The organism is Aeromonas sp. HMWF015 (assembly GCF_963878965.1).
Lineage (GTDB): Bacteria > Pseudomonadota > Gammaproteobacteria > Enterobacterales > Aeromonadaceae > Aeromonas > Aeromonas veronii.
Genome location: NZ_CAWNZT010000091.1, coordinates 21,348 through 27,394 on the forward strand (window position 1 = coordinate 21,348; position 6,047 = coordinate 27,394).

At 61.1% G+C, this 6,047-nt stretch carries 6 protein-coding genes; 2 read left to right on the plus strand and 4 right to left on the minus strand.

The window, feature by feature from the left end:
* Nucleotides 1–170 precede the first annotated feature (170 nt).
* A complete protein-coding gene (gene rlmD, locus AACS18_RS04200; RefSeq protein WP_108612052.1) occupies nt 171–1,523 on the plus strand; it encodes a 23S rRNA (uracil(1939)-C(5))-methyltransferase RlmD in 1,353 nt (450 codons plus the stop codon).
* 78 nt (nt 1,524–1,601) lie between these two features.
* Here rlmD and AACS18_RS04205 read toward each other — a convergent pair whose 3' ends face one another.
* From AACS18_RS04205 to AACS18_RS04215, 3 genes are read right to left on the minus strand one after another with little or no spacing between them, the layout of a single operon-like run.
* Nucleotides 1,602–2,171, minus strand: a complete 570-nt coding sequence (locus AACS18_RS04205) for a PqiC family protein (RefSeq protein WP_005335775.1) — start codon at nt 2,169–2,171, stop codon at nt 1,602–1,604.
* On the minus strand, nt 2,168–3,817 hold the full coding sequence (pqiB, locus tag AACS18_RS04210; RefSeq protein WP_005335774.1) for an intermembrane transport protein PqiB: 1,650 nt from the start codon (nt 3,815–3,817) through the stop codon (nt 2,168–2,170). The genes AACS18_RS04205 and pqiB overlap by 4 nt, the downstream gene beginning before the upstream one ends.
* Entirely contained in the window at nt 3,810–5,081 is a 1,272-nt protein-coding gene (locus AACS18_RS04215) for a paraquat-inducible protein A (protein WP_108612053.1), read from the minus strand. The genes pqiB and AACS18_RS04215 overlap by 8 nt, the downstream gene beginning before the upstream one ends.
* Before the next feature lie 176 nt (nt 5,082–5,257).
* Here AACS18_RS04215 and hfq point away from each other — a divergent pair, with 176 nt between their 5' ends.
* Nucleotides 5,258–5,617, plus strand: coding sequence for an RNA chaperone Hfq (gene hfq / locus AACS18_RS04220; RefSeq protein ID WP_005335772.1), 360 nt, complete (start codon nt 5,258–5,260; stop codon nt 5,615–5,617).
* Nucleotides 5,618–5,749: 132 nt separating this feature from the next.
* Here the strand turns inward: hfq and AACS18_RS23055 are convergent.
* A partial coding sequence (locus AACS18_RS23055; RefSeq protein ID WP_258228673.1) for an HAD family hydrolase occupies nt 5,750–6,047 on the minus strand: 298 nt, incomplete at its 5' end.

A 6,047-nucleotide genomic window follows, 5' to 3' on the forward strand; every position in this document is an offset into this window, starting at 1 on the left:
CGAAAGGTGGCCACGCCCGGCAGATGGCCAGGGGCAATGACCATTGCAACAAGCAGGCTTTTTATGCCTGCAATTTGGCCGGATCTCCGCTAAACTCTGCCACCTTTTCTCGATGGGCATGGCTTTTCCGCGTTCATCACCCCCCATTTTTAGTACTTTTGGAGCCGCTCATGCCGTTAGTGGGACATCAACACCAGATCGAGATCCTGGAACTGACCGACAAAGGAGATGGCAAAGGACGCCTGTTCGATCGCCCCCTGTTTGTCGAAGGTCTGCTGCCCGGTGAGCAGGCGCTGGTGGAGCTGACCGAGGTCAAGCCGAACTATCTGCACGGCAAGGTCGCCGAGCTGCTCCAGCCCTCTGCCGATCGGGTTGCCGATTTCTGCCCCAACACCGAGTGCGGTGGCTGTCAGGTACGTCCGCTGGCCTATCCGGCCCAGCTCAAGCTCAAGCAGGCCCTGGTGCAGAGCGCACTGGAACAGGTCGGGCTGGGTGACACTCCGGTCAAGGATATCCTTGGCATGGAGAGCCCGTTCGCCTATCGCAACAAGGCGCAATATGCGGTGCGTGGCTGTGACGCCGGTGCCGAGATCGGTTTTTATCGCAAGCACTCCCACGATCTCATCACCGCCGATGACTGTGCGGTGCAGGATCCGCTGCACGTCGAGCTCAACGCCCGGGTGCGCAACTGGATGCGCGCGCATGACATCGCCGCCTATGACGAAGTAAACCACAGCGGCTGCGTGCGCAACCTGATGACCCGCAAGGGCTTCAAGAGCGGCGAGCTGATGGTGGTGCTGGTCACTTTGGGCGAGGAGTTACCGTTCGAAGCCGAGCTGCTGGCAGCCCTGAGCGATCTGCCGGTCACTACCCTGGTGCAGAACATCAACGATGAGCGCACCAACCGCATTCTGGGTGCCACCAACCGGGTGCTGCTCGGCGAAGGGGTGATCCGCGACAAGATCCACGAACTCGAGTTCGAGATCTCGCCGCTCTCCTTCTTCCAGAACAACCCGACCCAGACCGATGTGCTCTACTCCAGCGCCCTCGAGTATGCCGAGCTGACCGGTAACGAGACGGTGTTCGACATCTATTGCGGTATCGGCACCATCTCCCTGTTCCTGGCTGGCAAGGCCGCCAAGGTCGTCGGGATCGAGTCGGTGGAGAGCGCCATCAGCGATGCCCGCCGCAACGCTGCCCTCAACGGCATCGAGCACACCGAATTCCACGTCGGCAAGGCGGAGCAGCTGATGCCCGAGCTGCACGCTCAGGACGTGACCGCTGATGTGGTGGTAATGGACCCGCCCCGCAAAGGCTGTGACAAGGCGGTACTGCAGACCCTGGTCGCCATGGCGCCCCGTCGTCTGGTCTATGTCTCCTGCAACCCGCAGACCCTGGCCCGTGATCTCGCCTGGCTGGTTAAACAGGGCTTCGTGCTGGACGAGGTGCAGCCGGTCGATATGTTCCCGCACTCCATGCATGTGGAAGCGGTAGCCCGCCTGAGCCTGCCCGCCAAGGCATAAGTCGCCCCCGACTCTTGCCCATAAAAAACGACGCCAGCTGGCGTCGTTTTTTTATCTCTGCAATCGGGGGATGGCCAGTTAGCTGGCGCTCTGGCGCACCTCGGCGGCGATCTGGTCGAGCAGCTGTTGCCAGCCCTGACCCAGCTCGTTCACCAGTGCGTTGTAGCCATCGGCCGGCAGTACTCGCTCCTGACGGAAGGGAGCATCGCGCAGCACTGTGCCATCTTCCGCCAGCAGGCGCCAGCGGCCGCTCAGCACGGCACTGCCGTCATGACGGCCCTGAAAGCGCTCCACCAGAATGGTCAGCACCGGCCCCTTGCGGGCGCCATCCTGCCGCACCACCCAGCCCGGCAGGCGGGTGGAGAGGCCATTGAGGGTGAGCTGGTTGAGCTGATCGTCCAGCGCACCGGCCCAGCGATGGTACTCGGTGAAGTGGAGCTCTTGTCCTTCCAGCTGATAGACCAGGCTGATCCGGTCGAGCTGGCTGGCCAGCGCCACCGGGCGCAGCACCAGCTGGTGCTGCGGTTTGGCCGGGGCCGTTACGGGTTGCTGGCTGTCGGCATCGAGCGAGTAGTAGTGCAGGCTTGGCTGGCTGCTGCAACCCGCCAGCAGGCCCAGCAGGGCCAGCGTCAGGATCTCTTTTTTCATTGTTTGCCTCGCTTGGGCTCAGGGTCCGATGGATGCGCGCGATCGAAGATCAGCGAGCTGGGCTGCTCGTTGAGGGAGTGCACCAGCGGCTGCAGTTCGCGCATCAACTGATTGAGGGTCTGCACCGACTGGCGCAGGTCCTGATTGGTCTGCGACTGGGCATCATAGGCCTGCAAGGTCTCCTGCAACTGCTTGAGGCTCTCGTTGAGCGAGGCCGGCAGCTGCTGGGTGGAATCCTTGGCAGTGAGCTTGTTCAGGTTGGCGCTGACTGCACTGATGTTCTTCAGGGTGCCATCCAGGGTGGTGAGTGACCCGTTGACCTTGGTCAGGGTGGTCGCCATGTCCATGTCGACAAACTTGTCGAGGATGAGGTTCACCTTGCGCTCGATCTGATCCAGCCCGCCCTGCACGGTGGGGAAGACCTGATAACCGGCCAGCTTGGCCTGTTCGAAACGTGGCGCGTCCGGATAGAAGTTGAGGTCGATGATCTTGCCGCCGGTCAGCAGGCTTGAGGTCTTGAGGCTGGCACGCAACCCCTCCTTGAACTGCTTGCCGAACAGGGCACGCCATTGATCCTTCTCCGCCTTGGCATAGCGGTGGGAGAGGCGCTGTACCTCGATGCGAGCCAGCACCGGGATCTGGCGGCTCTTGAAGATCTGCACGCCCTTGTCCTCGATGAGGTAGGGGGCGGAGATGACGGTACCGACCCGAATGCCGCGATACTGCACCGCCGCGCCCGGGTGCAAGCCACCCACGTTGTCATCGAACAGGAATACGTAGTCGATGAACTGATCCAGACTACCGGCCAGCACGCTCGCCTCATCCTGGAACAGGGTGAACCCTTCCATCTGTTTGACCGGCTCGCCAGGCGCCCAGCCGGGTGGCAGACCCATGGTGATGCCGCCATCGATCAGGCTCTCCAGCGAATCCATCTTCACCTTCATCCCCTCGCTGCTCATGGAGACCTCGAAGCCTGGGGTCATCCAGAAGCGGGAGTTGCTGCTCACCAGAATGTCATAGGGGGCGTGGATGAAGATTTGATACTGCATCTCGCTCTTTTCCGGCAGGAACTTCGCCTCTTCCACCTGACCTATGGTGAAGCCCTGATAGTTGATGGGGGAGCCTTCTCCCAGCGCGCGAGTGTCGCGGCTGCTGAGGGTGAGACGCAGCCCCTTGGCATCGAGGGAGGCGAGCGGCGGTTTGTCGAGCATGGCGTATTCGTCCCGCGCCCGACCTTTCTTGCCGGGGGCGAGCTCGATATAGGCGCCGGAGAGCAGGGTGCTCAGACCCGATACCCCTTCACGGCCCACTCTGGGCTTGACCACCCAGAACTGGCTGTCACCGCGCAGCATGCCGGAGGCAGCATTAGTCAGCCGTCCTTTCAGCACGGCATGGCTATAGTCATCGCTCAGCTCGACGGCCTCGATGCGGCCGACGTCCACTTCGCGGGAGCGGATCACCGTCTTGCCAGCGACTATGCCCTCGGCAGTGGCGACTGTCAGGGTGAAACTGGGGCCCTGGGAGTACCAGTGCTGGAACAGCATCCAGAGACCGATGAACAGCGCCAGCAGGGGCACCATCCAGATTGCGGCGGCAGAGCTCAGAAAGTCAGAGCCCGGTTTCCACCTTTTTTTACGCTCACTCACGTTCGCGTTCTCCTTGTTGTAAATCCCAGATCAGGCGGGAGTCGAAACTCATGGCGGCGACCATGGTGATCAGCACCACACCTGCAAATGCGACGGCCGCAGGGCCGGGATAGATGGTCATCAGATTGTCGAGTCGGATCAGGCCCGCCAGAATGGCCACCACGAAGACGTCGATCATCGACCAGCGTCCGACAAATTCGGTCATGCGATAGAGTTTTAGCTTGCCGAGTGGGGAGGGGACATTGCCGCGCTGCACCATATAGCAAAGCCAGAATAGCGCCAGTATTTTCACCAGCGGAACCACCACGCTGGCGAAAAAGATCACGGCGGCAATTGGGTAGGAGCCCATGGCCCAGAGCAGTACCACACCACCGAGGATGGTAGAGGGGCTGTCATCACCGAGAAACACCGTATCCATGATGGGATAGACGTTGGCCGGAATGTAGAGAATGGCGGAGGTAAACAGCAGCGCCCAGGTGCGGTTCAGGCCGCCCGGCTTGCGCGCATGCAGCTTGCCGCCGCAGCGGGAGCAGCTGTGGCTGCCCACCTCGCTCAGGGCGCCACAGATATGGCAGCCCACCAGACCTGATTCCAGCGCACCCGCTTCCGGGTCGATATCCCGCGCCTCGGTCGGGCCGAACAGCCGCTGCCACAGCCACATCTGATCCAGTGAGGAGATCATCTTGATGAGCAGCACCGTGTAACCGACGAAAGCCCAGAACGACAGCCCCATCTTGATGTCGGCCATCCCCATCAGCTTGACCAGCGAGATGAGCACCCCCACCAGAAAGACATCCACCATCAGCCAGGGTTTGATCCGACAGAGCAGACGGCCGAGGGAGCGCAGGGCATTGCTGTGCAGATCTTTATCGACCCGCCACAGCACCAGCATGATGGATCCCATATAAACCAGTGGCAGGCCGATCAGGGTCAGGCTCAGTACCGCGCCGAGAAACAGATAGCCCTCATCAACCAGGGTGGTGATGCTCTGCAGAAAAGTCATCTCCTGGCCCACCCCTTTGGCCGAGAAGGACATAAAGGTAAAGGCATTGGCGAGCACGAACATGATGAGTGCCGCAAACCCGTAGGAGATCGGCAGCAACTCCTGCTGTGGCAGGTGGCGACTCAGGGTGTGTCCACAACGGGGGCAGCAGCTGGCCTGTCCCACCTCGAGCGGAGTGGCCGGGATCAGCAGGTCACACTCTTCGCAGGCAGTGGCATCATGGACATAGGTGGTGTGGTGTTGGTGTGAAACCGGATGCAAGATAAAACCCCAGATAAGGCCCGTGGTAGAGCCAGAGCTGGCGATTATCGCAGTTGTGCCGGTCAGCGACCAGCCCCCGGAGGCCGCTATTGCTGGCTGGAGTGAGAATGACTTTGACAAGCCAGTGCCCATTTAGCACAATCAAACGCCACTTTTTTTCCGCGGGACAATAATTTATGACAACTGAATCCCCCAGCTACTCCACGATTGAGCAAGCCTTCTCCCTCGGGAACGGGCAAGATTCTGCCCTCAACTGGTTGCGCAAGAACCGCAGCCAGGTCGCTATTTTTCTGGTGAGCGGCATCAAGCTGGAAGGCACTATCAGCGGGTTCGACCAGTACAGCGTGCTGCTGACCGATGCTCATGGTAACCAGCAGCTGGTCTACAAGGCCAAGATCTCCACCATCGCCATGCACACCGGCCGTCCGCAGGTGAATATCCAGCGTGCTCGCAAGCCGCGTGTTTCCATGGCGCCGCGCCCCCACGGTGCGCCGGGTCGTTATGACGACAATCAGGGCGGCGGCAACAACGAGTAATCGTCTGCCTCGCACTCCCCGTTGGCGCGCCCTGCGTCAGCGGCTGACGGAACCTGCTCTCATTTTCATTCATGTCCCGTATGAGAGCCGGGTCCGGTTATCGCCCCTTGCAGGGCGATATTTTTTTCCGCACTACGCCGTTATGCCGACCGGTTGACCCTCTTTGACCATGCAGGTCTGCATACCCGCCGCTTCTCCGGCCTGTACCCCGATACCGGTATCTTCAAATACCAGACAGCCTGATGGCTCGACCCCCAGCTTGCTGGCGACCAGCAGGAAGGTGTCCGGATTGGGCTTGTGCAGCTCCACATCGTCTGCGGTGACCACCACAGAGAAGTAGCGATCCAGCCCGGTGTTGCGCAGCACAGCCTCGGCGTTGACGCGAGGCGAGCCGGTGCCGATCCCCATCGGGATGACGCCATGATAGCGC